Below are 22,484 nucleotides of genomic sequence, written 5' to 3'. Positions count from 1 at the left end.
CCTCGATGATCGGGAAGAAATCCAACATCGCAGGCGACCGGGCGCCGAAGTCCCTGCGGGATCCTCAGCGGCCCTGGAGTCGCCCGCGGCGGCGGGGATGACGTCAGCCTGGGATCAGACGGCGGCGTTGTAGAACTGCTCGCTGCTCTTGTGCTCCACCAGGGCCTGCTCGATGGCCGCCTGGTGCACTTCGTCGGCGTGTTCTTCACGCGCTTCGGGCTGGATCCCCAGGCGGGCGAACAGCTGCATGTCCTTGTCGGCCTGCGGGTTGGCGGTGGTCAGCAGTTTTTCGCCGTAGAAGATCGAGTTGGCGCCGGCGAAGAACGCCAGGGCCTGCATTTGCTCGTTCATCGCCTCACGACCAGCGGAGAGGCGCACATGGGATTGCGGCATGAGGATCCGCGCCACGGCCAGCATGCGAATGAAGTCGAACGGATCCACCTCTTCGGCATTTTCCAGCGGCGTACCGGCCACCTTCACCAGCATGTTGATCGGCACCGACTCCGGATGCTCCGGCAGGTTGGCCAGCTGGATCAGCAGGCCGGCACGATCGTCCAGGGACTCGCCCATGCCCAGGATGCCACCGGAGCAGATCTTCATCCCGGCATCGCGCACATAGGCCAGGGTCTGCAGGCGCTCGCTGTAGGTGCGGGTGGTGATGATATTGCCGTAGAACTCCGGCGAGGTATCGAGGTTGTGGTTGTAGTAGTCCAGGCCGGCCAGGGCCAGGGCCTCGGTCTGCTGCTGGTCGAGGCGGCCCAGGGTCATGCAGGTCTCCAGGCCCATGGCCTTGACCCCTTTGACCATCTCCAGCACGTAGGGCATGTCCTTGGCGGACGGGTGCTTCCAGGCCGCGCCCATGCAGAAGCGCGTGGAGCCGATGGCCTTGGCCCGGGCGGCCTCTTCCAGGACCTTCTGCACTTCCAGGAGCTTTTCCTTTTCCAGGCCGGTGTTGTAGTGACCGGACTGCGGACAATATTTGCAATCTTCCGGGCAGGCGCCGGTCTTGATCGACAGCAAGGTGGAAACCTGGACCCGGTTGGCGTCGAAATGCGCGCGGTGCACCGTCTGCGCCTGGAACAGCAGGTCGTTGAACGGCTGGGTGAACAGGGCTTTGACTTCAGCCAAAGTCCAGTCATGACGCAGGGTGGCAGTGGTGCTGGCGCTCATGGGCGGTTCCTTGATTATGCTTGGCAGGCGGTGCGGGACAGGGAAAGTCCACAGCCGCAACACGGATGTTCGGCATATTTAAGGAAGCCGCCATGAGCTGTCAACCAGAAAGAAAAACACAGGCTTACATCTGGCTAAAAAACAAACAAATCTGTTTGCTTTGTGACGAACCCAGCGATTCGCCCCAGGCGCTCTGCGCGCCTTGCCTGGACGAACTGCCCTGGCTCGGCAGCCAATGCCCCATTTGCGCGCTGCCGCTGCCGGCTCCCGGCCCAGCTTGCGGTCAATGCCTGCAACGGCCACCGGCATTCGAACGGGTCATAGCGCCCTGGCGCTACGAGTTCCCGGTGGACAGCCTGATCAGCCGCTTCAAGCACCATGAGAAATGGCCTTTTGGCCGACTGATGGCCGAACTTCTCGTGCAGTTCCTGCTTTATCGCTTCGATGAAGACCTGCCCAGCCCGGATGCCCTGGTGCCAGTGCCTTTATCCCGTCGGCGCCTGCGCCAGCGGGGGTTCAACCAGGCCGGGATGCTCGCCCACTGGCTTGGACAACACCTGAAGCTGCCGGTGGAAGCGCGGTTGCTGCTGCGCACCCTGGACACTCCCGCGCAACAAGGACTGGATGCCCGGGCCCGCCAGCGCAACCTGCGCGGCGCCTTCAGCCTGGCCCCCGATGCGCGGATCGCCGGCCGCCACCTGGCGCTGGTGGACGACGTGCTGACCACGGGCGCCACCGCCCAGGCCCTGGCCCGGTTGCTGGTCGCTGCCGGAGCCAGGCGGGTGGACGTCTACTGCCTGGCCCGCACCCCCAGGCCCGAGGCCTGACTTGACTCTCGCCGCTCAAGCCGCAAACTTCCTGTCCACCTTCCGTGCCCGAAGCGCTCTTGCCATGTCCCTGCCCACTTTGTTGACCCAGCACATCGTCCGCCGCCCGCAACGCATCGCGCTGCTGCAACACATCGCCGAGCAGGGCTCCATCACCCGTGCAGCGAAAAGCGCCGGGCTGAGCTACAAGGCGGCCTGGGACGCCATCGACGAGCTGAACAACCTGGCCCAGAACCCACTGGTGGAACGCAGCGTCGGCGGCAAGGGCGGCGGTGGCGCCAGGCTGTCCGCCGAGGGCGAGCGGGTCTTGCGTCTCTACCAGCGGCTGCAGGTGCTGCAGGCCCAGGTACTGGAGGCCGCTGAAGACGCCAGCGATCTCGACTTGCTGGGACGCCTGATGCTGCGCACCAGCGCACGCAACCAGCTGCACGGCAAGGTCCACGGGATCGAACCCCATGGCTGCAACGACCTGGTCAGCCTGGAACTGCCCGAGGGGGTGCGGCTCAAGGCCCGGATCACCCACGACAGCACCCAGCGCCTGGAGCTGGCGCCCGGCACCCAAGTGGTGGCGCTGATCAAGGCCGGCTGGCTGGATGTGCAAGCCGTCGGCGATCCAGTAACAACTGGACACAATTACCTGACCGGTATCATCGAGCGGATCCTCGATGCCGAGGATGGCCCCTGCGAAGTCCGCATCGCCCTGCCCAATGGCCAGGTCCTCTGCGCCCTGGCCGAACCGCTGCTGCTGAAAACCCTGGACCTGGCGCAGGAGCGGCCGGTCCAGGTGCAGTTCTCGCCGTCCCATGTGCTGCTGGGCACCCCCCTCTGACCCTGGCCCCCAGCTCCCGTACGCCCTGATCCCGGGGCTCGGCACTGCAACAAATTCGTCATCGGTGCTCATTAAGGTGGCTGCAAAAACCCGCAGGGAGCCTGATATGAGCCTGTTAGAAGAAGACCAACCCACCGACCTGGAACAGATCGTCGGCCTCAGCCGCCGTGGCTTCATCGGTGCCGGCGCCCTGTGCGGCGCGGCCCTGTTCCTGGGCGGCAACCTGCTGAGCCGCAGCGCCCTGGCCGCTGGAGTCAGCGCCGGCAACGGCCAGCTGCTGGGCTTTGCCAGCATCCCCAGCGCCACCAGCGACACCATCACCCTGCCACCGGGCTACAAGTCCTCGGTGCTGATCAGCTGGGGCCAGCCACTGCACAAGAACGGCCCGGCCTTCGACCCCAGCGGCAACGGCACCGCCCTGGCCCAGGAAGTGCAGTTCGGCGACAACAACGACGGCATGAGCCTGTTCGCCTTCCCGGATGACCGGCATCGGGCGCTGATGGCGATCAACAACGAGTACACCAACTACCGCTACCTCTATCCCCATGGCGGCCTGCCGCAGTCGGCCGAAGACGTGCACAAGGCCCAGGCCAGCGAAGGCGTGTCGGTGATCGAGGTGCAACGCAAGAATGGCCAGTGGCAGTTCGTCCAGGGCTCGCGCTACAACCGGCGCATCCACGGCAACACGCCGATCCGCCTCAGCGGCCCGGCCGCCGGCCACCCGTTGCTCAAGACCAGCGCCGACCCCAAGGGCAAGAAAGTCCTGGGCACGTTCCAGAACTGCGCCAACGGCAAGACCCCGTGGGGCACCTACCTGACCTGCGAAGAGAACTTCACCGACTGCTTCGGCAGCAGCAACGCCGAGCACCAGTTCGACGCTGCCCAGAAGCGCTACGGCGCCTCGGTGGCCAGCCGCGACATCAACTGGCACCAGCACGACCCGCGCTTCGACCTGGCCAAGAACCCCAACGAACTCAACCGCCACGGCTGGGTGGTGGAGATCGACCCTTTCGATCCGCAATCGACCCCGACCAAGCGCACCGCCCTGGGCCGCTTCAAGCATGAGAACGCCGCCCTGGCGCAAACCCGCGATGGCCGCGCAGTGGTCTACATGGGCGACGATGAACGCGGCGAGTTCATCTACAAGTTCATCAGCCGCGATCGCATCAACCACCGTAACCCCAAGGCCAACCGTGACCTGCTGGACCACGGCACCCTGTATGTGGCGCGCTTCGACGCCGGCGACGGCAACCCGGACCGGCCCAAGGGCCAGGGCCAGTGGATCGAGCTGACCCACGGCAAGAACGGCATCGACGCCAGCAGCGGCTTCGCCGACCAGGCCCAGGTGCTGATCCAGGCCCGCCTGGCCGCCAGCGTGGTCCAGGCCACGCGCATGGATCGCCCGGAATGGATCGTGGTCAGCCCCAAGGATGGCCAGGTCTATTGCACCCTGACCAACAACTCCAAGCGTGGTGAGGATGGCATGCCGGTGGGCGGCCCCAACCCGCGGGAGAAGAACGTCTATGGGCAGATCCTGCGCTGGCGCACCGGTGGCGACGACCATGGCTCGCTGAACTTTTCCTGGGACCTGTTCGTGGTCGCCGGCAACCCTGGCGTGCACGCCGGCAAGCCCAAGGGCGGTTCCGCCAACATCACCCCGCAGAACATGTTCAACAGCCCCGATGGCCTGGGTTTCGACAAGGCCGGGCGCCTGTGGATCCTCACCGACGGCGACTACAGCAACAGCGGCGACTTCGCCGGCATGGGCAACAACCAGATGCTCTGCGCCGATCCCGACAGCGGCGAGATCCGCCGTTTCATGGTCGGGCCGGTGGGCTGCGAAGTCACCGGGATCGCCTTCGCTGCGGACTACAAGACGCTGTTCGTGGGCATCCAGCACCCTGGGGAAAATGGCGGCTCGACCTTCCCCGAGCACTTGCCCAACGGCAAGCCGCGCTCTTCGGTGATGGCCATTACCCGGGAAGACGGCGGCATCATCGGCGCCTGATCCAACCCCGTGCCGAACCCGCGCCTGCCCGTAGGGTCTGTTGCCGTTTCGGCGCAAACCGCGTTGCCGCGACAAATGGCGCCAGGCTAGGCGCAGGACGCGGGCAATGGTCGTTCCCTTGCCAAGTCCTGCAACGACGCATGGCGCCATTTGCCGCGCAACCCGAAGGGACGGGCCAGTTTTAGCGCGGCGCGTCGTTACTCGACGGCTCATTTGGAATGCCAAACTTCGCGTCTCGTGCCTAGCTCCGCGCTAAAACTGGCTCCGGCGCGGTCGCGGCGAAATGGCAACAGCCCCTAGCCAAGGCAGGCGCCACAGCGCCCTCCACCGGCCTGCCCGTCTGCGTTACCATGCTGGGCCGGACGCGGCAGCCTGCTGCGCGCAGGAGTAAGCATGTCGCACCCGTTTGATACCCTCACCCCCGATCTGGTCCTGGACGCAGTGGAAAGCATCGGCTTTCTTAGCGACGCCCGGGTCCTGGCCCTCAACAGCTACGAGAACCGCGTCTACCAGGTCGGCATCGACCAGGACGAGCCGCTGGTGGCCAAGTTCTACCGGCCCCAACGCTGGAGCGACGAGGCGATCCTCGAAGAACACAGCTTCACCTTCGAACTGGCCGAATGCGAAGTGCCGGTGGTAGCGCCGATCGTCCACGAAGGCCGCAGCCTGTTCGAGCATGCGGGGTTTCGTTTCGCCCTGTTCCCGCGGCGTGGCGGCCGCGCCCCGGAGCCGGGCAACCTCGACCAGCTCTACCGCCTCGGGCAACTGCTGGGTCGCCTGCACGCCGTCGGCGCCAACCGGCCGTTCAGCCACCGCGAGGCCCTGGGGGTGCAGAACTTCGGCCACGACTCCCTGGCGGCCTTGCTGCAAGGCGGTTTCATACCCAAGAGCCTGTTGCCGGCCTACGAGTCCGTCGCTCGTGACTTGCTCAAGCGTGTGGAAACCCTCTACCAGTCCACCCCGCACCAGAACATCCGCCTGCATGGCGATTGCCACCCCGGCAACCTGATGTGCCGCGACGAGGTGTTCCATATCGTCGACCTCGACGACTGTCGCATGGGCCCTGCGGTGCAGGACCTGTGGATGATGCTCGCCGGCGATCGCCAGGAGCGCCTCGGCCAGCTCTCCGAACTGATGGACGGCTACAGCGAATTCCACGATTTCAACCCACGGGAGCTGGCCCTGGTCGAACCGCTGCGGGCCCTGCGCCTGATGCACTACAGCGCCTGGCTGGCGCGGCGCTGGGACGACCCGGCGTTCCCTCGCAGCTTCCCCTGGTTCGGCAGCGAACGTTACTGGGGCGACCAGGTACTGGCCTTGCGCGAGCAGCTGGCGGCGCTCGACGAGGAACCGCTGCGGCTGTTCTGAAGGACGCGATGGCCACGGCACGGGCGCGGGAAAAGTCAGGACAGGTCTAGACATTTGTCCTTACAATCGCGCCTTTGTTAGTTGCCTAAGCAAGGATTCTCCATGCAAGCCGCCAACCTGCGCCGCGGGTACATACTGGGCCTGACCGCCTACATCATCTGGGGCCTGTTTCCGCTCTATTTCAAAGCCATCGCCAGCGTGCCCGCCGTGGAAATCATCGTCCACCGGGTGCTCTGGTCAGCGTTGTTCGGCGGCCTTTTGCTGATGGTCTGGAAGCATCCCGGCTGGTGGCGCGAACTGCGGGACAACCCCCGGCGCCTGGCGATCCTGGCCCTGAGCGGCACCCTGATCGCCGCCAACTGGCTGACCTACGTCTGGTCGGTGAACAACGGGCGCATGGTCGAGGCCAGCCTCGGCTACTACATCAACCCCTTGATCAACGTGCTGCTGGGCATGTTGATCCTCGGTGAGCGCCTGCGCCGCCTGCAATGGCTGGCGGTGCTGCTGGCGGCGGTCGGGGTGGCGCAGCAGGTATGGCAACTGGGCAGCCTGCCCTGGGTGTCGCTGGCGCTGGCGCTGAGCTTCGGTTTCTACGGCCTGATCCGCAAGCAGGCGCCGGTCAAGGCCCTGCCCGGGCTGGTGGTGGAGACCTGGATGCTGGTGCCCATCGCCCTGGCCTGGCTGCTGCTGCACCCCGATGCCAGCAGCGCCCATGCCGCGTTCTGGGCCAGTTCCCAGGCCTGGTGGCTGGTGGCGGCAGGCCCGGTGACCCTGATCCCGCTGGTGTGCTTCAACGCCGCGGCCCGGGACCTGCCCTACACCACCCTGGGTTTCCTGCAGTACCTGGCCCCGACCCTGGTGCTGCTGCAGGCGGTACTGCTGTTCGGCGAGCAACTGTCCTCCAGCACCCTGGTGGCCTTCATGTTCATCTGGGCAGGCCTGGCGGTGTACAGCGTCGATGCCTGGCTGAGCCTGCGCGGACGCAGCTGATCAATAAACGATCAATCATCTGCAGGCCACGTCCCCTGTGGCCTGCGGCGGTTCTTCCCAAGCTTATCCACAGCCTGGTCCCCGCCATTTGTGCACAAGCCCTTGAAATTGCCGGTTTTTTGATCAATTCACGCAAAGCCGCGATACCACTGGGCCAGCGCCCGCTCTCTACAGGTTATCCACAGGCGCATGCACGCTTTATCGGGATAACCCAGCCAACCGCCTTCAGCCTTCGCTGCGCAGCACCAGTTCCACCATCAGGTCGTCGGCCAGGCTCTCCAGGCGCGCCTGCAAGACTTCCAGCGACAGGGTCAGGGGTACCGCCAGGATGGCCTCGGCGTGGAACAGCGGCTCGCTGCTCATGGGCGCCGGCCGCACCTCGGTCACCAACCGCTCCAGGTTGACCCCCTGCTCCGCCAGCAGGCGGGTGATATCCCGGACAATCCCCGGGCGGTCGTTGCCCACCAGCTCCATGGCGATGGGTTTCCAGGTGCATGATTGCTCGATGCCGCTTTGCGCGATCAGCACGCGGATGCCTTGGGCCGAGAGCCCCTGCAAGGCATCCACCAGCTCATCGTAGGCTTCGGCCGGCACCGCCACCCGGAGGATTCCGGCGAATTGCCCGGCCATCCGCGACAGGCGGCTTTCCAGCCAGTTGCCACCGTGGGCGGCGATGCACTGGGCAATGCGTTCGACCTGGCCGGCCTTGTCCGCAGCGAATACCGTGAGAACCAGATGGTCCATGGCGCAGCCCTCTTTTGGGGGGTGGAAGAGCAATTATAGGCAGGCTGCAGGCCACACCCGGCGCCTCCGGTCGAGGCCCGGAAAAGGGGCCGGTAGACCAGGAATGCAAATCGTGTACAACTTTTTGTATTTATGTGGAACAATCCTTCGGATTTTTGCGAACACCAAGCTTCCCAGCGTGACCGCATTGCACTGGCGAGTCGCGAAACGACGTATTTAGTCTAATTTTCACAACCGCAATTCATCATGTAGTATGCCGCAGCGCGCACTACATAATGTTGGAACGATGTCTGCCCAGGCTTGATCACAACCCCCGCGATCCCCGTCAGCAAGGCTCCGCCGTTGATTGGAAGCACCCAGCCGCCAGCGATGGCATGTACTGGTGAACAAGGTTGTGTTTTAAATGGCCGCCGGCTTCATTGTTAATTTGAAGAGCTGAAAAGCGAAATAGCTGAGCAGAGTGAGGCAAGCAATGACTGAACACGTTCAAGTCGGTGGCCTGCAGGTCGCCAGAGTCCTGTTCGACTTCGTGAACAACGAAGCCATTCCCGGTACCGGCCTCACCGCCGACGCATTCTGGGCAGGTGCCGACAAGGTCATCCACGACCTGGCGCCCAAGAACAAAGCCCTACTCGCCAAACGCGATGATTTCCAGGCGCGGATCGATGCCTGGCACCAGTCCCGTGCCGGCCAGGCCCATGATGCCGTAGCCTATAAAGCCTTCCTGCAAGACATCGGCTACCTGCTGCCGGAAGCGGCGGACTTCCAGGCCACTACCCAGAACGTCGATGAAGAAATCGCCCGCATGGCCGGCCCGCAGCTGGTGGTGCCGGTGATGAACGCCCGCTTCGCCCTCAACGCCTCCAACGCCCGCTGGGGCTCGCTGTACGACGCGCTGTACGGCACCGACGCCATCAGCGAAGCCGATGGCGCGCAAAAGGGCAAAGGCTACAACAAGGTCCGCGGTGACAAGGTCATCGCCTTCGCCCGCGCCTTCCTCGACGAGTCCGCGCCCCTGGCCGCCGGCTCCCACGTCGACTCGGTGAACTACAAGATCGCTGGCGGCAAGCTGGTGGTGACCCTCAAGGGCGGCAGCAACAGCGGCCTGCGCGACGACGCCCAGCTGGTCGGCTACCAGGGCGATGCCGCGGCGCCGACCGCGATCCTGCTCAAGCACAACGGCCTGCACTTCGAGATCCAGATCGACGCCGCAAGCCCGATCGGCCAGACCGACGCCGCCGGGGTCAAGGACCTGCTGATGGAAGCGGCGCTGACCACCATCATGGACTGCGAAGACTCGGTCGCCGCGGTCGATGCCGACGACAAGGTAGTGATCTACCGCAACTGGCTGGGCCTGATGAAAGGCGACCTGGCCGAGGAAGTGGCCAAGGGCGGCAACACCTTCACCCGCACCATGAACGCCGACCGCGAATACACCGGCGTCGACGGCTCGTCGTTGAAGCTGCATGGTCGCTCGCTGCTGTTCGTGCGTAACGTCGGCCACCTGATGACCATCGACGCGATCCTCGACCAGCACGGCAATGAAGTGCCGGAAGGCATCCTCGACGGCCTGGTCACCAGCCTGGCGGCGATCCACAACCTCAACGGCAATACCTCGCGCAAGAACAGCCGTACCGGCTCGGTGTACATCGTCAAGCCGAAGATGCACGGCCCCGAAGAAGCCGCGTTCACCAATGAGCTGTTCGGCCGCATCGAAGAGGTGCTGAACCTGCCGCGCAACACCCTGAAAGTCGGGATCATGGACGAGGAGCGCCGTACCACGGTCAACCTCAAGGCTTGCATCAAGGCGGCCAGCGAGCGCGTGGTGTTCATCAACACCGGCTTCCTCGACCGCACCGGCGACGAGATCCACACCTCCATGGAAGCCGGCGCCATGGTGCGCAAGGCCGACATGAAGGCCGAGAAATGGATCGGCGCCTACGAGAACTGGAACGTCGATATCGGTCTGAGCACCGGCCTGCAAGGTCGTGCGCAAATCGGCAAGGGCATGTGGGCGATGCCCGACCTGATGGCCGCCATGCTCGAACAGAAGATCGCCCACCCGCTGGCCGGCGCCAACACCGCCTGGGTGCCATCGCCGACCGCCGCCGCGCTGCACGCGCTGCACTACCACAAGGTCGACGTGTTCGCCCGCCAGGCCGAGCTGGCCAAGCGCGCCCGCGCTTCGGTGGACGACATCCTGAGCATTCCCCTGGCTCCCGACACCAACTGGACCGCGGAACAGATCAAGAACGAACTGGACAACAACGCCCAGGGCATCCTGGGTTACGTGGTGCGCTGGATCGACCAGGGCGTGGGCTGCTCCAAGGTGCCGGACATCAACGATGTCGGCCTGATGGAAGACCGCGCCACCCTGCGCATCTCCAGCCAGCACATCGCCAACTGGCTGCGCCACGGCGTGGTGACCCGCGAACAGGTGATCGAAAGCCTCAAGCGCATGGCCCCGGTGGTCGACCGGCAGAACGCCACCGACCCGCTGTACCGCCCACTGGCCCCGAACTTCGACAGCAATATCGCCTTCCAGGCCGCCCTGGAACTGGTGATCGAAGGCACCAAGCAGCCAAACGGCTACACCGAGCCGGTCCTGCATCGTCGCCGTCGTGAGTTCAAGGCCAAGAACGGCCTGTAACAACGCAGCGCCAGCGGTAAAGCAAAGCCCCGGTCCATGACCGGGGCTTTTTCATGCCTGCTCGTCGTGCCGGTGGCGCTACAGCACCACGCCCAGCTCATGCTTGACCAGCGCCAGCAGCTTGCTGGTATCGATGGGCTTGAGCAGGAAGTCCACCACGCTCAGGTGCATGGCGGCGATGGCGTCGCGCACATCGGCGTCGCCGGAAATGATGATGATCGGCAGGGCCGCCCGTTCCGATTCGCGCACCTGGCGAATCAGGTCCAGGCCACTACAGGGCGCCATGCGCAGGTCGGTGATCAGCAAGCCGATGGATTTGTTCGACTCGAGCATCTCCAACGCCGCCTTGCCACTGGCCGCGGTCATGCAGCGAATGCCATCGAGACCGAGTATTTCCGAAAGCAGCTCGCGGGCATCCTTGTCGTCATCGGCAATCAGCACCCGCTGCGGCGGCAGGTCGGGTTCCAGCATGACGGCACTCAGCGCCTCGCGCTCGGCATCGCTCAAGATATCGTGGTCGGACATACAGTTCTCTACAGGATCGAATCACCTAGCACAGTGGTCAGACATCGCCAGGCAGGCCTCCAATGTGCACTTCGTCGGAAAAATTTCCAAGCATCTTGATCAGAGCTTTTTTGCATCGATCGCCAGCGGCTCAAAGCCAAATGTCCGGCCCCCGTGAACGCTGACCGCCACCACCTGCAACACACCCGCGCCAGACGCCCGCGCGGCATGTCGCACCTAGACTTACGTCCAATGGGCGCTGGCGGGCACCTGGGCCGACTATTACCGGAATCCGAACACAACAAATCCAAGAAGATTGCGGTAATCGTCATGAGTAAAACGGACGCCTTCACCCAGGCCGGGAAGACCGCGGTACTACAGAACATCCAGGGTACGGTGCAGTTCCTGCAACGCTTCCCGCCCTTCAACCAGATGGAAAACCTGCACCTGGCCTACCTGGTGGAACAATGCCAGCTGCGCTTCTACGGCCCCGGCGACAGCATCATCAAGCCGGCCGACGGTCCGGTGGAGCACTTCTATATCGTCAAGCAGGGCCGGGTGGTGGGCGAACGTACCCACGCCGCCAAGGGCAGCACCGAGACCACTTTCGAGATCACCACCGGCGAATGCTTTCCCCTGGCCGCGCTGCTGGGCGAGCGAGCCACCCGCACCGAACACCGGGCCGCCGAAGACACCTTCTGCCTGCAACTGAACAAGGGCGCCTTCATCAAGCTGTTCGCCCTGTCGGCGGAGTTCCGCGATTTCGCCCTGCGTGGGGTCAGCAGCCTGCTCGACCAGGTCAACCAGCAGGTCAAGCGCAAGGCGGTGGAAACCCTCGGCACCCAATACTCGCTGAACACCCGCCTCGGCGAATTGGCCATGCGCCATCCCGTGACCTGCTCGCCGGCCACGCCACTGCGCGAAGCCGTGGCGCAGATGCATGAACAGCAGGTGGGCAGCATCGTGGTGGTGGACGAGCACAAGGCACCCCTGGGGATCTTCACCCTGCGCGACCTGCGCCAAGTGGTGGCCGACGGCAGCCAGGATCTCAACCAGCCCATCGACCGCCACATGACCCAGGCGCCGTTCTTCCTCAGCCCGGACCACAGCGCCTTCGACGCGGCCATCGCCATGACCGAGCGCCATATCGCCCACGTCTGCCTGGTCAAGGAACAGCGCCTGTGCGGCGTGGTGTCCGAGCGCGATCTGTTCTCCCTGCAACGGGTCGACCTGGTGCACCTGGCGCGGACCATTCGCAATGCACCACGGGTGGAGCACCTGGTGGCCCTGCGCGGCGAGATCGGCCAACTGGTGGAACGCATGCTGGCCCACGGCGCCTCGTCGACCCAGATCACCCACATCATCACCCTGCTCAACGACCACACCGTGTGCCGGGTGATCGAACTGACCTTGGCCGACAAGGGCGACCCGGGCGTGCCCTTCAGTTGGCTGTGCTTCGGCAGCGAAGGCCGGCGCGAACAGACCCTGCACACCGACCAGGACAACGGCATCCTGTTCGAGGCCCGGGATGCGGCCCACGCGGCCGAGATCCGCGGCAAGCTGCTGCCCATCGCCCAGCAGATCAACCACAGCCTGGCCCAGTGCGGTTTCACCCTGTGCAAGGGCAACATCATGGCCGGCAACCCTGAGCTGTGCCTGTCCCGCGCCGAGTGGGCCCGGCGCTTTGCGGCGTTCATCCGCGAGGCGACCCCGGAGAACCTGCTGGGCTCGAGCATCTATTTCGACCTGCGGGTGGTCTGGGGCGACGAACAAGGCGCCGAACAACTGCGCCGCGGGATCCTCGACCAAGTGGCCGACAATCGCCTGTTCCAGCGCATGCTGGCGGAGAACGCCCTGCGCCAGCGGCCACCAGTGGGGCGCTTTCGCGAATTCGTGCTGGCCAAGGAGAACGGCGAGAAAGCCACCCTCGACCTCAAGGTCCAGGGCCTCACGCCCTTCGTCGACGGCGCCCGGCTGCTGGCCCTGGCCAACGGCATCGGCGCCATCAACACCCTGGAGCGTCTGCGCCAGTTGGTGTCCAGGCAAGTCATCGAGCCACTCGATGGCGCCGCCTATGAAGAGGCCTACCACTTCATCCAGCAGACCCGCATGCAGCAGCACCAGCGCCAGACCCGGGACAACCAGGCCTACTCCAACCGGCTCGACCCGGACAGCCTCAACCACCTGGACCGGCGCATCCTGCGTGAGTCCCTGCGCCAGGCCCAGCGCCTGCAAAGCAGCCTGGCCCTGCGGTACCAGCTATGAGCCTGTTCAACTGGTTCCGCCCGGCAGCCAGCGTCTTGAACGGCGAACAGCAGTTGCGCCGCGAGCGCCTGCCAGCCTTCGCCCCGCTGGGCGAAGGCAGCCTGCGCGAACAGCGCTGGGTGGTGGTGGACGTGGAGACCAGCGGCCTGAACCTCAATCGCGACCAGGTCCTGTCCATTGGCGCGGTGGCGATCGAGGACGGCGCCATCGACTTCCGCCAGCAATTCGAGCGCACCTTGCAGCGCGAGGGCCACAAGCTCAGCCCCAGCGTGCTGATCCATGGCCTGGGTCCCAGCGCCATCGCGGCCGGTTGCGATCCGATCGAGGCCCTGCTGGATTTCATGGAGTTCGTCGGCGACAGCCCGCTACTGGCGTTCCATGCCCCCTTCGACCAGCACATGCTCGCTCGGGCACTGAAGGACAGCCTGGGCTACCGCCTGCAGCACGACTTTCTCGACGTGGCGGACATGGCACCCCTGCTGTGTCCGGAGTTCCATATCCGCGACGCCGGCCTGGACGATTGGGTCAACGGCTTCAAGCTCCAGGTGGTGGAGCGTCACCACGCCGCGGCCGACGCCCTGGCCACCGCCGAGCTGGCGCTGATCCTGTTTCACCGCGCACGCCAGCAACAGATCCACAGCCCCTTGAACCTGCAACAGCGTCTCAGCCAGTGGAAGCGCCGGCAGCAGGCCCCCTCGTTCTGATCCCCCTACTGTGGCGAGGGAGCGTGCTCGCGCTCGGTCGCGCAGCGGTCGTAGCCCCTGAGTCCCGGGGCTAGCTGGCACAACGCCTTGGGCGTGCTTGCGCCCTCGCCACAACAGGAACCTGGCCTTGGGCACCCGCGATCCTCAGCGACAAGACAGCCGACCAGCGTGAATTGCGCCACTGTTTCGCCTCTGCCACAATCGCGAATAATTCTCGTTATTTGAAACTTCTCCCTGGGTGATTCCCGTTGTCGTCAGCCCCAAGCCCCCGCAATGAGTTGGTTGGTGCGCTCTACCGCGACCATCGTGGTTGGCTGCTGGCCTGGCTGCGACGCAACGTGGCCTGTGCCCAACGCGCCGAGGACCTGAGCCAGGACACCTTCGTGCGCCTGCTGGGCCGCGATGAACTCAAGGCCCCCCGTGAACCCCGGGCCTTCCTGGCGGCCATCGCAAAGGGCCTGTTGTTCGATCACTTCCGCCGCGCCGCCCTGGAGCAGGCCTATCTCAACGAGCTGCTGCTGATCCCCGAGGCCGAACAGCCCTCGCCGGAAGAACAGCAGATGATCCTCGAAGACCTCAAGACTATCGACCGCCTGCTCGATAAACTGTCGAGCAAGGCCCGCGCGGCCTTTCTCTACAACCGCCTCGATGGCCTGGGCCACGCCGAGATCGCCACCCGTCTCGGGGTCTCGGTGCCCCGGGTCCGCCAGTATCTGGCCCAGGGCATCCGCCAATGCTATATCGCCCTCTACGGGGAGCCGACATGACCCCCATCAGTTCCAAACCGGTGTCCGCCCGAGTGCTGGACGCCGCCATCGCCTGGCAGCTGTCGCTGGACGGCGGCGGCAGTGCCCTGGAGCACGAAGAGTTCGCCAAATGGCACTGCGCCCATGAAGAACACGCCCGCGCCTGGCGCCAACTGGGCATGCTCGACCAACGCTTCAACCTGGCTCCTGGCCCGGCGCGCAATGCCCTGGCGCAATCGCGCGAAGGCCTGCGCCGGCGCGTGCGCAAGCTTGGCCGCGGGATCGCCAGCGTGGTGCTGGTGGGAGGCCTGGCGCTGTTCCTCGAGCAGCACTACCTGCCGCTGGACTACTGGTTGGCCGACCAGCGCACCGGGACCGGCGAGCAGCTCATGCTGCGCCTGTCCGACGGCACCCTGGTCAACCTCAATACCCACAGCGCGCTGGACGTGCGCTTCGATGACAAGCAGCGGCGCATCATCCTGCAGGAAGGCGAGGTCCTGATTGAAACCGGGCACGGCGACAGTCGCCCGTTCATCGTCGAAACCCGCGACGGCCGGCTACGGGCCCTGGGCACCCGGTTCCTGGTCAAGCGCGAAGACCAGGGCACGCGCCTGGGCGTGCTGCAATCGGCGGTGGCCGCACGGCCCCAGGACGGCCAGGACGAAAAAGTCTTCAAGGAAGGCCAGCAGGTACTGATGCAGCGCGATGGCCTGCAAGCACCACAGGCTCTGGCCCTGGGCGCCGATGCCTGGAGCCGGGGCATGCTGGTGGTGGACAACGCCCGCCTGGGCGACCTGATCCAGGAGCTGGGCCGTTATCGCCACGGCTACCTGGGCGTCGCCCCCGAAGTGGCCGACCTGCGCATCACCGGCAGTTTCCCGCTGCACAACACCGACCTGGCGCTCGACGCCCTGCTGCCGACCCTGCCGGTACAGATCGAGCGGCGCACCGACTGGTGGGTCAACGTCGTCGCCAAGGCCGACCTCAAGCCCTGACACCTCCTTTGCCCGCCGACTCCAACCTGCCTTGGAGCCGGTGGGCGACTGCCCTTCTTTCGCAAATCTAAATTATTTTCAATTCGCCCTATCACTTTTCGAATCTCGTCCGGCTCATAGGCAATTGCGAAACATTTCCATCCAGGAGCCGCCGTATGTCCCGCCCCCTAGACACCCTGTTGCGCCCCAGCCTGCTGGCCATTGCCATTGCCCTGAGCGCCCCCCTGGCCAGCCCGTTGCTGATGGCGGCCGAGCAGTCCTCCAGCGTGCGCGCCTACAACCTGCCGGCGGCGCCCCTGGCCAGCACCCTGAACCAGATCGCCAGCCAGGCCGGCCTGGCCCTGAGCCTGAATCCGTCGCTGGCGGCCGGCAAGACCTCGGCCCCGGTCCAGGGCCAGTTCGACGCCGCCGGCGCCCTGCGCGAAGCCTTGCGCGGCACTGGCCTGCAACTGCAGCACAGCAGCGCCGGCACCTACAGCCTGGTGGCCGCACCGGACGGCGTCGTGGCCCTGCCGGAAACCAATATCAGTGGCCAAGGCAGCTATGAAACCGCCTGGGGCCCCGTAGAAGGTTATGCCGCCACTCGTACCGCAGCGGGAACCAAGACCGACACGGAACTGCGGGAAGTGCCACGCTCGATTTCCGTCGCCACCCGTCAGCAGATGACTGACCGCGCCGTGCAAAACCTCGATGACGCCGTGCGCTACATGCCCGGCGTCACCGCCAGCAGCTATGGCAGCGACAGCCGTGCAGAGTGGCTGACCGTACGAGGCTTCGAACCCACCCAATTCCTCGATGGTTTGCCGCTCCCCAAGGGCACCTACACCATGCCGAAGATGGAAACCTGGGACCTTGAACGAGTAGCCCTGCTGCGTGGGCCGGCGTCGTCGGTCTACGGCCAGACGCCTCCGGGAGGCTTGCTGGACATGGTCAGCCGTCGCCCTGAAGAAGTCGCCAGCCACGAAGTGCAATTGCAGATCGGCAGCTATCAACGCAAACAGATCAGCTTCGACAGCACAGGCCCCATCGATGACGAAGGCCGCTTCCTGTACCGCGTCAGTGGTGTAGTCCGCGATGCCAACACCGCCATCGAACACAACCAGGACAAACGCTACAACCTGGCTCCCAGCCTGACCTGGAACATCGATGAAGACACCAAGCTGACCTTCCTCAGCCAGTTCAACCGTGACGATACCGGTATCACCAGCCAGTTCCTGCCGCTGCAAGGCACCAAGCTGGCGACCCCCGCAGGCAAGATCAAATACCACAAGAACCTCGGCGATCCGAGCTGGGAGTTCTACGACAAGACCTATTACGCGCTGGGTTATGCCTTCGAGCACCGCATGAATGACGTCTGGCAGTTCCGTCAGAACCTGCGCTACACCAAGAGCGACCTGTCGTTCCAGGGCATCACCGCTGGCGGCGGCTACTGGCCCAACAAACCCGACCAGGCTGTAAGCCCGGATGGCACGGTCCGCCGTGGGGCCAACATCGTCAACGAAGACATCAGCCAGTTTGCCGTGGACAACAACTTCCAGGCCGACTTCAACACTGGTGAACTCAAGCACACGTTGTTGCTAGGCCTCGATCACCAACGCATCAACACCAACTACAAGTGGCTGTACGGCGAGGCCCCCACCAGCAACATCATCCGCCCGATCTACGGCCAGGACTTCAGCAAGGTCAGCTATTCCGCGTTCAACGATTACAACCAGAAGCGCCAGGGCACCGGGCTGTACCTCCAGGACCAGATGGCCCTGGACAACTGGCGCCTGACCCTTGGCGGCCGCCAGGACTGGCTGCACACCGATACCAAGTTCTACAACATCGACAACCAGCCCCGTGACAAACGCGACGACCACGCCTTCACCGGCAACGCGGCGCTGAGCTATGTCTTCGATTCGGGCTTCACGCCCTATGTTTCCTATGCCGAGTCCTTCCAATCCGAAGCCGGTGGCAGCAGCACCGGCAAAGCCTTCGAGCCCAGCACCGGCAAGCAGTACGAACTGGGCCTCAAGTACCAGCCCCCGGGCAGCGAGATGCTGTTCACCGCTGCGGTATATGACCTGACCCGCCAGAACATCGTGCTCACCGACAACCTGGGCGTCAGCCGGCCATTGGGTGAGGTCAAGGTGCGTGGTTTCGAGCTGGAAGCCGTGGGTAACGTCAACGAGAACCTCAAGCTGACCGCCTCCTACACCTATGCCAACAGCAAGATGACCAAGGTCGGCGACCCTCAGGACAAGAACCGTCCATTGCCCATCACCCCGGAAAACCAGGCAGCGGTCTGGGCTGACTACACCTGGCACAACGGCCTGCTGGATGGCTTCGGCGTAGGCTTCGGTGCCCGCTACATCGGTGAGACCAACAATATCCCTGCGGGCAGCCTGCCCTATGTCGCCAACAAATCCGACGGTCATACCGACTCCTACACCGTCTACGATGCCGCCGTGCACTATGACCTGGGACGCCTGAGCAATTCGCTCAAGGGCGCCAGCGTGGCTCTGAACGCCAATAACGTGTTCGACAAGGAATACATGTCGACCTGCGACGGCACCTACTGCTACTACGGCGACCGCCGCAACGTCATGGCCAGCGTCAACTACAAGTGGTAATCGGCTGATCACTACCCGTTGAAACAAGGGTCACGGCACTGCCGTGGCCCTTTTGCATCTGGATGCTCCATGAAAAGCACAACCATCCGCCGCTGGTCCTTCATCCACACCTGGACCAGCCTGATCTGCACGGTGTTCCTACTGATGCTGGCGCTCACCGGGCTGCCGCTGATCTTCCACCACGAGATCGACCACCTGCTGGGCAATGCCCCCGAGTTGCGGGAGATGCCTGCCGATACACCGCGCCTGGACTTGCAGCAGCTAGTCAAGGCCGCCGAGGCCCATCGGCCGGGCGAGGTCCTGCAGTACTTCGGCTGGGAGGAAGACGAGCCCAACGGCGTGACCACCATCATGGCCAAGACCGCCGGCACCGATCCCAACCTCTCCTATACCTTCATGCTCGACGCCCGTACCGGCGAGGCACTGGAGACGCCCTCGGCCAACGACGGCCTGATGATGTTCATCCTGCGCCTGCACGTGGACATGCTCGCCGAGTTGCCGGGCAAGTTGCTGCTGGCCTTCATGGGCGTGCTGTTCGTGCTGGCGATCGTCTCCGGCACCGTGCTCTACCTGCCGTTCATGCGCCGCCTGAAGTTCGCCACCGTGCGCCAGGATAAGTCTCGCCGCCTGCGCTGGCTCGACCTGCACAACCTGATCGGCGTGGTGACCCTGACCTGGGCCCTGGTGGTGGGAGTGACGGGGGTAATCAGCGCCTGCGCCGACCTGATCATCGCCGCCTGGCGCAACGACAGCCTCGCGGCAATGGTCGCGCCCTACCGCGATGCGCCGCCGCTGCAAACGCTGGCGCCGGCCAGTCGCCTGCTGGACATCGCCCGGGACGCGGCTCCGGGCATGCAACCGGACTTCATCGCCTTCCCCGGCACGCGCTTCTCCAGCGAGCATCACTATGCGGTGTTCCTCAAGGGCGACAGCCACTTGACCTCGCACCTGCTGACTCCGGTGCTGATCGACGCCAGCACCCTGGAAGTCACCGCCGTGGCCGGCCGCCCCTGGTACATGGATGCCATGGGCATGTCGCAACCGCTGCATTTCGGTGACTACGGCGGCATGCCGATGAAGGTGCTGTGGGCCGTGATGGACGTGCTGACAATCATCGTCCTGGGCAGCGGCCTGTACCTGTGGATCATCCGCCGTCGAGCCGCCAGGCCGTTACCGGAGGTGCGCCCATGAAACGCCGTCAAGCGAGCTTCTGGAAGGTCTTCGCCGCGCCCCTGGCCATCGGCCTGCTCAGCGCCGCCGGGCTGTTCGCGGCATTGCTGGGCGACGGCCTGTGGGACAGCCTCAGCTGGATCGGCCTGGGCCTGCCGGCGCTGATCGCCCTGCGTGGCCTGTTCAAGCGCCAGGGCGCGGCTTGACCCCGGCGGGCGGAAAACCGCGCCACAGGTACATGGACAGCACCAGGCCGACCAGCATCACCGGGATGAACCCACGGTTTTCCAGCAGCGCCTCGATGGCCACCAGCACGCTGAACAGCGCCAGCCCCAGCAGTGGTACGTAGCTGGCGGCCAGCGCCCAGCGCCAGGGGCGGGTCACCCGGGCCGGGCCGCGCAGGCCCAGCAGGGCACAGCCCAGGGCCGGCAGCGCCAGCGCCGGCAGGGCCCAGTACCAGGCCATGTAGGCGAACGCCATGATCAGCTCCGGCTCGCCCTCGCCCTTGCGGCGAAACTCGTACTGCAAGGCCAGGTACACCGTCAGGGCCCCCAGCAAGGTCAGGGCCAGGCTGATCAGCCCATGCCGAAGATAAGAACTGCGCATCCACTCCTCCTGGTCCATATCCATGCGCAACTGTGGCCTGTGCCAGCGGCTGCGCTAAGATCCTCGGGCGAGAGCCTGTGCTCCCCTATCCACGAGGAATATTCATGTCCATCCCCAGCATGACGCTGTTCCACAACCCGGCATCACCCTATGTACGCAAAGTCATGGTGCTGCTACACGAAACCGGGCAGCTGGATCGAGTCGCCCTGCATGACTGCCAGCTGACCCCGATCAAGCCCGATGCCACGCTGAACCAGGACAACCCCCTGGGCAAGATCCCCGCCCTGCGCCTGGCCGACGGCCAAGTGCTGTACGACAGCCGGGTGATCCTCGAGTACCTCGACCAGCAGCACGTCGGCAACCCGCTGATCCCCCGCGAGGGCTCGGCCCGCTGGCGGCGCCTGACCCTCGCGGCCCTGGCCGACGGCATCATGGATGCTTCGCTGCTGGTGCGCTACGAACTGATCCTGCGTGCGCCCGAACAACAGTGGGAGCCATGGGTCGAGGGTCAGCGCGACAAGATCCGTCGGGGCCTGGCAGAGCTCGAGGCCCACGCCATTGCCGAGCTGGCCAGCCACTTCGACATCGCTGCCATCAGCGTCGCCTGTGCCCTGGGCTACCTGGACTTCCGCCACCCCGACCTGGAGTGGCGCCAGGCCCAGCCCCGGCTCGCCGCCTGGTATGCCGAGGCCAGCCAGCGCGCCTCGTTGCTGGCGACCCAGCCGCCGGTCTAGTCGGTCAACCGGTCGGGCCCTGGGCGCCGCGCAGTGCTTGGCCCGAGCGGTTTTCCGGGACCGGCCGGCTGGCGCAGCAACCACCAGGCATTGGCTGGAAACAAGCCGGCAATCCGCAGCGCCAGGTTCTCTCGCTGGCGCTGGTCCTCACGCAACCCCAACGACCTACTCACGGATCACTCCCAGGTCGAAGTGCAGCGGTTGCGTCTCCTTGCGCTGGCCAACGCCGTACCAGTCCAGCTTGCGGGTCAGCACCATGAACACGCCCAACAGGCCGAACAGCAGCAACGAACCCATCAGCAGCGCGTAGTCCTCGGCGCTCAACAGGCCGTAGAGCAGGCCATACAAGGCAGCCAGGGCGCCTGCGAACATCGCGCCGTTACGCCAGCTGCGCAGCACATGGCTGACATAGAAACCGATCAACCCCACGCAGGCCGTGGCCGACACGCCATAGGCCAACTCGAAGCCCAGGTGCTCGGACAACGACAGCAGCAACAGGTAGAAGAACGCCAGCGCCACGCCCACCAGGCCGTACTGTATCGGGTGCACCGCCAGGCTCTTGAGCACTTCGAAGAGGAAGAAGCCGGCGAAGGTGAGGCCGATGAACAGCAAGGCGTACTTGATCGCCCGGTCGCTCTTGAGGTACTGGTCCACCGGATCGATGAAACTCACGCCGAAGCTGCGGCTGTTGAAGCCCTGGCATTGGCTGCCGAATGCGCAACGCTCCATGGCATGTTCCAGGTTGGTGGAGAAGAACGAGGTCTGCCAGATGGCCGAGAAGCCTTTCTCGGTGACTTCCCGACGTACCGGCAGGTAGTTGCCGATGAAGCTCGGGTGCGGCCAGTTGGCCGTCAGCAGGACCTTGCTGGTCTTGCCCACCGGCAGCACAGCCAACTGGCCGGTGCCCTGCAGGCGCAGGTCGAAGGCGAAGTCCAGGCGACTGGCCTTTCTCAGGTCCAGGGGTGGCAACGTCACATGCACCCCTTCATCCAGCCAGCTGACGAAAGTGCCCGGGGCAAAATCCAGGACCTGGCCGTTGAGCTGCAGTTGCAGGGCATTCTCGATCCCACGGATATCACTGATACCCACGGCCAGGAATGGCTGGTCGAACTTGTAGTCGGCAAAATCCTCCTTGATCCCGTATTGCTCGGGCACCACGAACTGGCCGCTGATGTGGTTGTCGGCGTGGAACAGCCGCGCCTCGTAGATACCCCGGGCGCGCAGCTCGGTCTGGACCTTGCCGTCCAGCTCGAACTGCTCCGGCAGGAAGAACATGCGCCCCTGCTCTTCGCCCACCTCCTGATAGCGCTTCTTGGTCTTTTCGTCGGTTTTCCAGGTGCGCACGGTCTTGCGGTAGTCCACCACCAGCACCGGGCCGCGAAGCTGCTGCTGGGTGCTGGAACTGCGGGCGATATCCTCGAGCACGCCATCGCGCAATTGCTGGCGTTCGCTGATCAGCCCGCTGATCATCAGCAGCGGTATCAGCAACAGCATGATCAAGAGGCCGATGGCCCCGAGCTTGAAGGACAGATTTCGGTTCATGGGGCTCTCCCTGGGTG

Annotated in this window: 20 protein-coding genes; 14 read left to right on the top strand and 6 right to left on the bottom strand. The window is 64.8% G+C overall.

Going from position 1 to position 22,484, the window contains the following annotated elements; translation table 11 throughout:
* Positions 1–114: 114 nt before the first annotated feature.
* Positions 115–1,170, bottom strand: coding sequence for a biotin synthase BioB (gene bioB, locus CAG11_RS27110; RefSeq protein ID WP_085599098.1), 1,056 nt, complete (start codon positions 1,168–1,170; stop codon positions 115–117).
* A 92-nt stretch (positions 1,171–1,262) separates the two neighbouring features.
* On the opposite strand from bioB, the gene CAG11_RS27105 reads away from it, so the two are divergent.
* The 5 genes from CAG11_RS27105 (at position 1,263) to rarD (ending at position 7,192) form a co-directional block, all read left to right on the top strand.
* Positions 1,263–1,997, top strand: a complete 735-nt coding sequence (locus tag CAG11_RS27105; RefSeq protein ID WP_085599096.1) for a ComF family protein — start codon at positions 1,263–1,265, stop codon at positions 1,995–1,997.
* 64 nt (positions 1,998–2,061) lie between these two features.
* Positions 2,062–2,826: a TOBE domain-containing protein gene (locus tag CAG11_RS27100; protein ID WP_085599094.1), complete on the top strand. Its 765-nt coding sequence runs from the start codon at positions 2,062–2,064 to the stop codon at positions 2,824–2,826.
* A gap of 106 nt (positions 2,827–2,932) precedes the next feature.
* Complete coding sequence (locus CAG11_RS27095; RefSeq protein WP_085599093.1) at positions 2,933–4,834, top strand: PhoX family phosphatase; 1,902 nt, start codon at positions 2,933–2,935, stop codon at positions 4,832–4,834.
* Positions 4,835–5,227: 393 nt separating this feature from the next.
* Positions 5,228–6,202, top strand: a complete 975-nt coding sequence (locus tag CAG11_RS27090) for a serine/threonine protein kinase (RefSeq protein ID WP_085599091.1) — start codon at positions 5,228–5,230, stop codon at positions 6,200–6,202.
* Positions 6,203–6,304: 102 nt separating this feature from the next.
* Positions 6,305–7,192: an EamA family transporter RarD gene (gene rarD, locus CAG11_RS27085; protein WP_022641467.1), complete on the top strand. Its 888-nt coding sequence runs from the start codon at positions 6,305–6,307 to the stop codon at positions 7,190–7,192.
* Positions 7,193–7,417: 225 nt separating this feature from the next.
* Here rarD and CAG11_RS27080 read toward each other — a convergent pair whose 3' ends face one another.
* On the bottom strand, positions 7,418–7,936 hold the full coding sequence (locus CAG11_RS27080) for a glycine cleavage system protein R (RefSeq protein ID WP_085599089.1): 519 nt from the start codon (positions 7,934–7,936) through the stop codon (positions 7,418–7,420).
* A gap of 472 nt (positions 7,937–8,408) precedes the next feature.
* Between CAG11_RS27080 and CAG11_RS27075 the strand changes: the two genes are divergently transcribed.
* Entirely contained in the window at positions 8,409–10,586 is a 2,178-nt protein-coding gene (locus CAG11_RS27075; RefSeq protein WP_085599087.1) for a malate synthase G, read from the top strand.
* Between the two features lie 78 nt (positions 10,587–10,664).
* Here the strand turns inward: CAG11_RS27075 and CAG11_RS27070 are convergent, their stop codons facing one another.
* The gene (locus CAG11_RS27070) at positions 10,665–11,111 is read right to left on the bottom strand and encodes a response regulator (RefSeq protein ID WP_022641470.1); all 447 of its coding nucleotides are present in this window, start codon (positions 11,109–11,111) and stop codon (positions 10,665–10,667) included.
* Between the two features lie 309 nt (positions 11,112–11,420).
* Here CAG11_RS27070 and CAG11_RS27065 point away from each other — a divergent pair, with 309 nt between their 5' ends.
* The 7 genes from CAG11_RS27065 (at position 11,421) to CAG11_RS27035 (ending at position 19,791) form a co-directional block, all read left to right on the top strand.
* Positions 11,421–13,355, top strand: a complete 1,935-nt coding sequence (locus CAG11_RS27065) for a DUF294 nucleotidyltransferase-like domain-containing protein (protein WP_085599085.1) — start codon at positions 11,421–11,423, stop codon at positions 13,353–13,355.
* The gene (locus CAG11_RS27060; protein ID WP_085599083.1) at positions 13,352–14,059 is read left to right on the top strand and encodes a PolC-type DNA polymerase III; all 708 of its coding nucleotides are present in this window, start codon (positions 13,352–13,354) and stop codon (positions 14,057–14,059) included. The genes CAG11_RS27065 and CAG11_RS27060 overlap by 4 nt, the downstream gene beginning before the upstream one ends.
* A 248-nt stretch (positions 14,060–14,307) precedes the next feature.
* Positions 14,308–14,826 carry an RNA polymerase sigma factor gene (locus CAG11_RS27055; RefSeq protein ID WP_085599081.1) on the top strand — a complete coding sequence of 173 codons (519 nt, stop codon included), beginning with the start codon at positions 14,308–14,310 and terminating at the stop codon, positions 14,824–14,826.
* Positions 14,823–15,800, top strand: a complete 978-nt coding sequence (locus tag CAG11_RS27050; RefSeq protein ID WP_022641474.1) for a FecR family protein — start codon at positions 14,823–14,825, stop codon at positions 15,798–15,800. Before CAG11_RS27055 ends, CAG11_RS27050 begins: the two co-directional genes overlap by 4 nt.
* Positions 15,801–15,955: 155 nt before the next feature.
* Positions 15,956–18,415, top strand: coding sequence for a TonB-dependent siderophore receptor (locus CAG11_RS27045; RefSeq protein WP_085599079.1), 2,460 nt, complete (start codon positions 15,956–15,958; stop codon positions 18,413–18,415).
* A 69-nt stretch (positions 18,416–18,484) separates the two neighbouring features.
* Positions 18,485–19,606, top strand: coding sequence for a PepSY domain-containing protein (locus CAG11_RS27040; protein ID WP_085599077.1), 1,122 nt, complete (start codon positions 18,485–18,487; stop codon positions 19,604–19,606).
* Complete coding sequence (locus tag CAG11_RS27035) at positions 19,603–19,791, top strand: hypothetical protein (protein ID WP_022641477.1); 189 nt, start codon at positions 19,603–19,605, stop codon at positions 19,789–19,791. The genes CAG11_RS27040 and CAG11_RS27035 overlap by 4 nt, the downstream gene beginning before the upstream one ends.
* Here the strand turns inward: CAG11_RS27035 and CAG11_RS27030 are convergent.
* The gene (locus CAG11_RS27030) at positions 19,769–20,191 is read right to left on the bottom strand and encodes a hypothetical protein (RefSeq protein WP_177409185.1); all 423 of its coding nucleotides are present in this window, start codon (positions 20,189–20,191) and stop codon (positions 19,769–19,771) included. The two genes, CAG11_RS27035 and CAG11_RS27030, sit on opposite strands and share 23 nt — an antisense overlap.
* A gap of 104 nt (positions 20,192–20,295) precedes the next feature.
* Between CAG11_RS27030 and CAG11_RS27025 the strand changes: the two genes are divergently transcribed.
* On the top strand, positions 20,296–20,925 hold the full coding sequence (locus CAG11_RS27025; RefSeq protein WP_085599075.1) for a glutathione S-transferase: 630 nt from the start codon (positions 20,296–20,298) through the stop codon (positions 20,923–20,925).
* Here CAG11_RS27025 and CAG11_RS33675 read toward each other — a convergent pair.
* Both CAG11_RS33675 and creD read right to left on the bottom strand, forming a co-directional pair.
* The gene (locus CAG11_RS33675) at positions 20,922–21,098 is read right to left on the bottom strand and encodes a hypothetical protein (RefSeq protein ID WP_158091443.1); all 177 of its coding nucleotides are present in this window, start codon (positions 21,096–21,098) and stop codon (positions 20,922–20,924) included. The two genes, CAG11_RS27025 and CAG11_RS33675, sit on opposite strands and share 4 nt — an antisense overlap.
* Positions 21,091–22,467, bottom strand: a complete 1,377-nt coding sequence (creD, locus tag CAG11_RS27020; RefSeq protein WP_085599073.1) for a cell envelope integrity protein CreD — start codon at positions 22,465–22,467, stop codon at positions 21,091–21,093. The genes CAG11_RS33675 and creD overlap by 8 nt, the downstream gene beginning before the upstream one ends.
* Positions 22,468–22,484: the final 17 nt, after the last annotated feature.

Source organism: Pseudomonas sp. B6(2017) (assembly GCF_002112765.1).
Lineage (GTDB): Bacteria > Pseudomonadota > Gammaproteobacteria > Pseudomonadales > Pseudomonadaceae > Aquipseudomonas > Aquipseudomonas piscis.
Note: the sequence above shows the minus strand (reverse complement) of the source record. Positions and strands in the feature narration are given on the sequence as shown.

Excerpts from the sequence above, each read along its gene's own strand:
- creD (WP_085599073.1), bottom strand. The coding sequence starts at position 22,467 with ATGAACCGAAATCTGTCCTTCAAGCTCGGGGCCATCGGCCTCTTGATC.
- CAG11_RS27065 (WP_085599085.1), top strand. The coding sequence starts at position 11,421 with ATGAGTAAAACGGACGCCTTCACCCAGGCCGGGAAGACCGCGGTACTA.
- CAG11_RS27025 (WP_085599075.1), top strand. The coding sequence starts at position 20,296 with ATGTCCATCCCCAGCATGACGCTGTTCCACAACCCGGCATCACCCTAT.
- CAG11_RS27095 (WP_085599093.1), top strand. The coding sequence starts at position 2,933 with ATGAGCCTGTTAGAAGAAGACCAACCCACCGACCTGGAACAGATCGTC.
- CAG11_RS27090 (WP_085599091.1), top strand. The coding sequence starts at position 5,228 with ATGTCGCACCCGTTTGATACCCTCACCCCCGATCTGGTCCTGGACGCA.
- bioB (WP_085599098.1), bottom strand. The coding sequence starts at position 1,170 with ATGAGCGCCAGCACCACTGCCACCCTGCGTCATGACTGGACTTTGGCT.
- CAG11_RS27035 (WP_022641477.1), top strand. The coding sequence starts at position 19,603 with ATGAAACGCCGTCAAGCGAGCTTCTGGAAGGTCTTCGCCGCGCCCCTG.
- CAG11_RS27080 (WP_085599089.1), bottom strand. The coding sequence starts at position 7,936 with ATGGACCATCTGGTTCTCACGGTATTCGCTGCGGACAAGGCCGGCCAG.
- CAG11_RS27040 (WP_085599077.1), top strand. The coding sequence starts at position 18,485 with ATGAAAAGCACAACCATCCGCCGCTGGTCCTTCATCCACACCTGGACC.
- CAG11_RS27060 (WP_085599083.1), top strand. The coding sequence starts at position 13,352 with ATGAGCCTGTTCAACTGGTTCCGCCCGGCAGCCAGCGTCTTGAACGGC.
- CAG11_RS27070 (WP_022641470.1), bottom strand. The coding sequence starts at position 11,111 with ATGTCCGACCACGATATCTTGAGCGATGCCGAGCGCGAGGCGCTGAGT.
- CAG11_RS27030 (WP_177409185.1), bottom strand. The coding sequence starts at position 20,191 with ATGCGCAGTTCTTATCTTCGGCATGGGCTGATCAGCCTGGCCCTGACC.
- CAG11_RS27105 (WP_085599096.1), top strand. The coding sequence starts at position 1,263 with ATGAGCTGTCAACCAGAAAGAAAAACACAGGCTTACATCTGGCTAAAA.
- rarD (WP_022641467.1), top strand. The coding sequence starts at position 6,305 with ATGCAAGCCGCCAACCTGCGCCGCGGGTACATACTGGGCCTGACCGCC.
- CAG11_RS27045 (WP_085599079.1), top strand. The coding sequence starts at position 15,956 with ATGTCCCGCCCCCTAGACACCCTGTTGCGCCCCAGCCTGCTGGCCATT.
- CAG11_RS27100 (WP_085599094.1), top strand. The coding sequence starts at position 2,062 with ATGTCCCTGCCCACTTTGTTGACCCAGCACATCGTCCGCCGCCCGCAA.
- CAG11_RS27050 (WP_022641474.1), top strand. The coding sequence starts at position 14,823 with ATGACCCCCATCAGTTCCAAACCGGTGTCCGCCCGAGTGCTGGACGCC.
- CAG11_RS27075 (WP_085599087.1), top strand. The coding sequence starts at position 8,409 with ATGACTGAACACGTTCAAGTCGGTGGCCTGCAGGTCGCCAGAGTCCTG.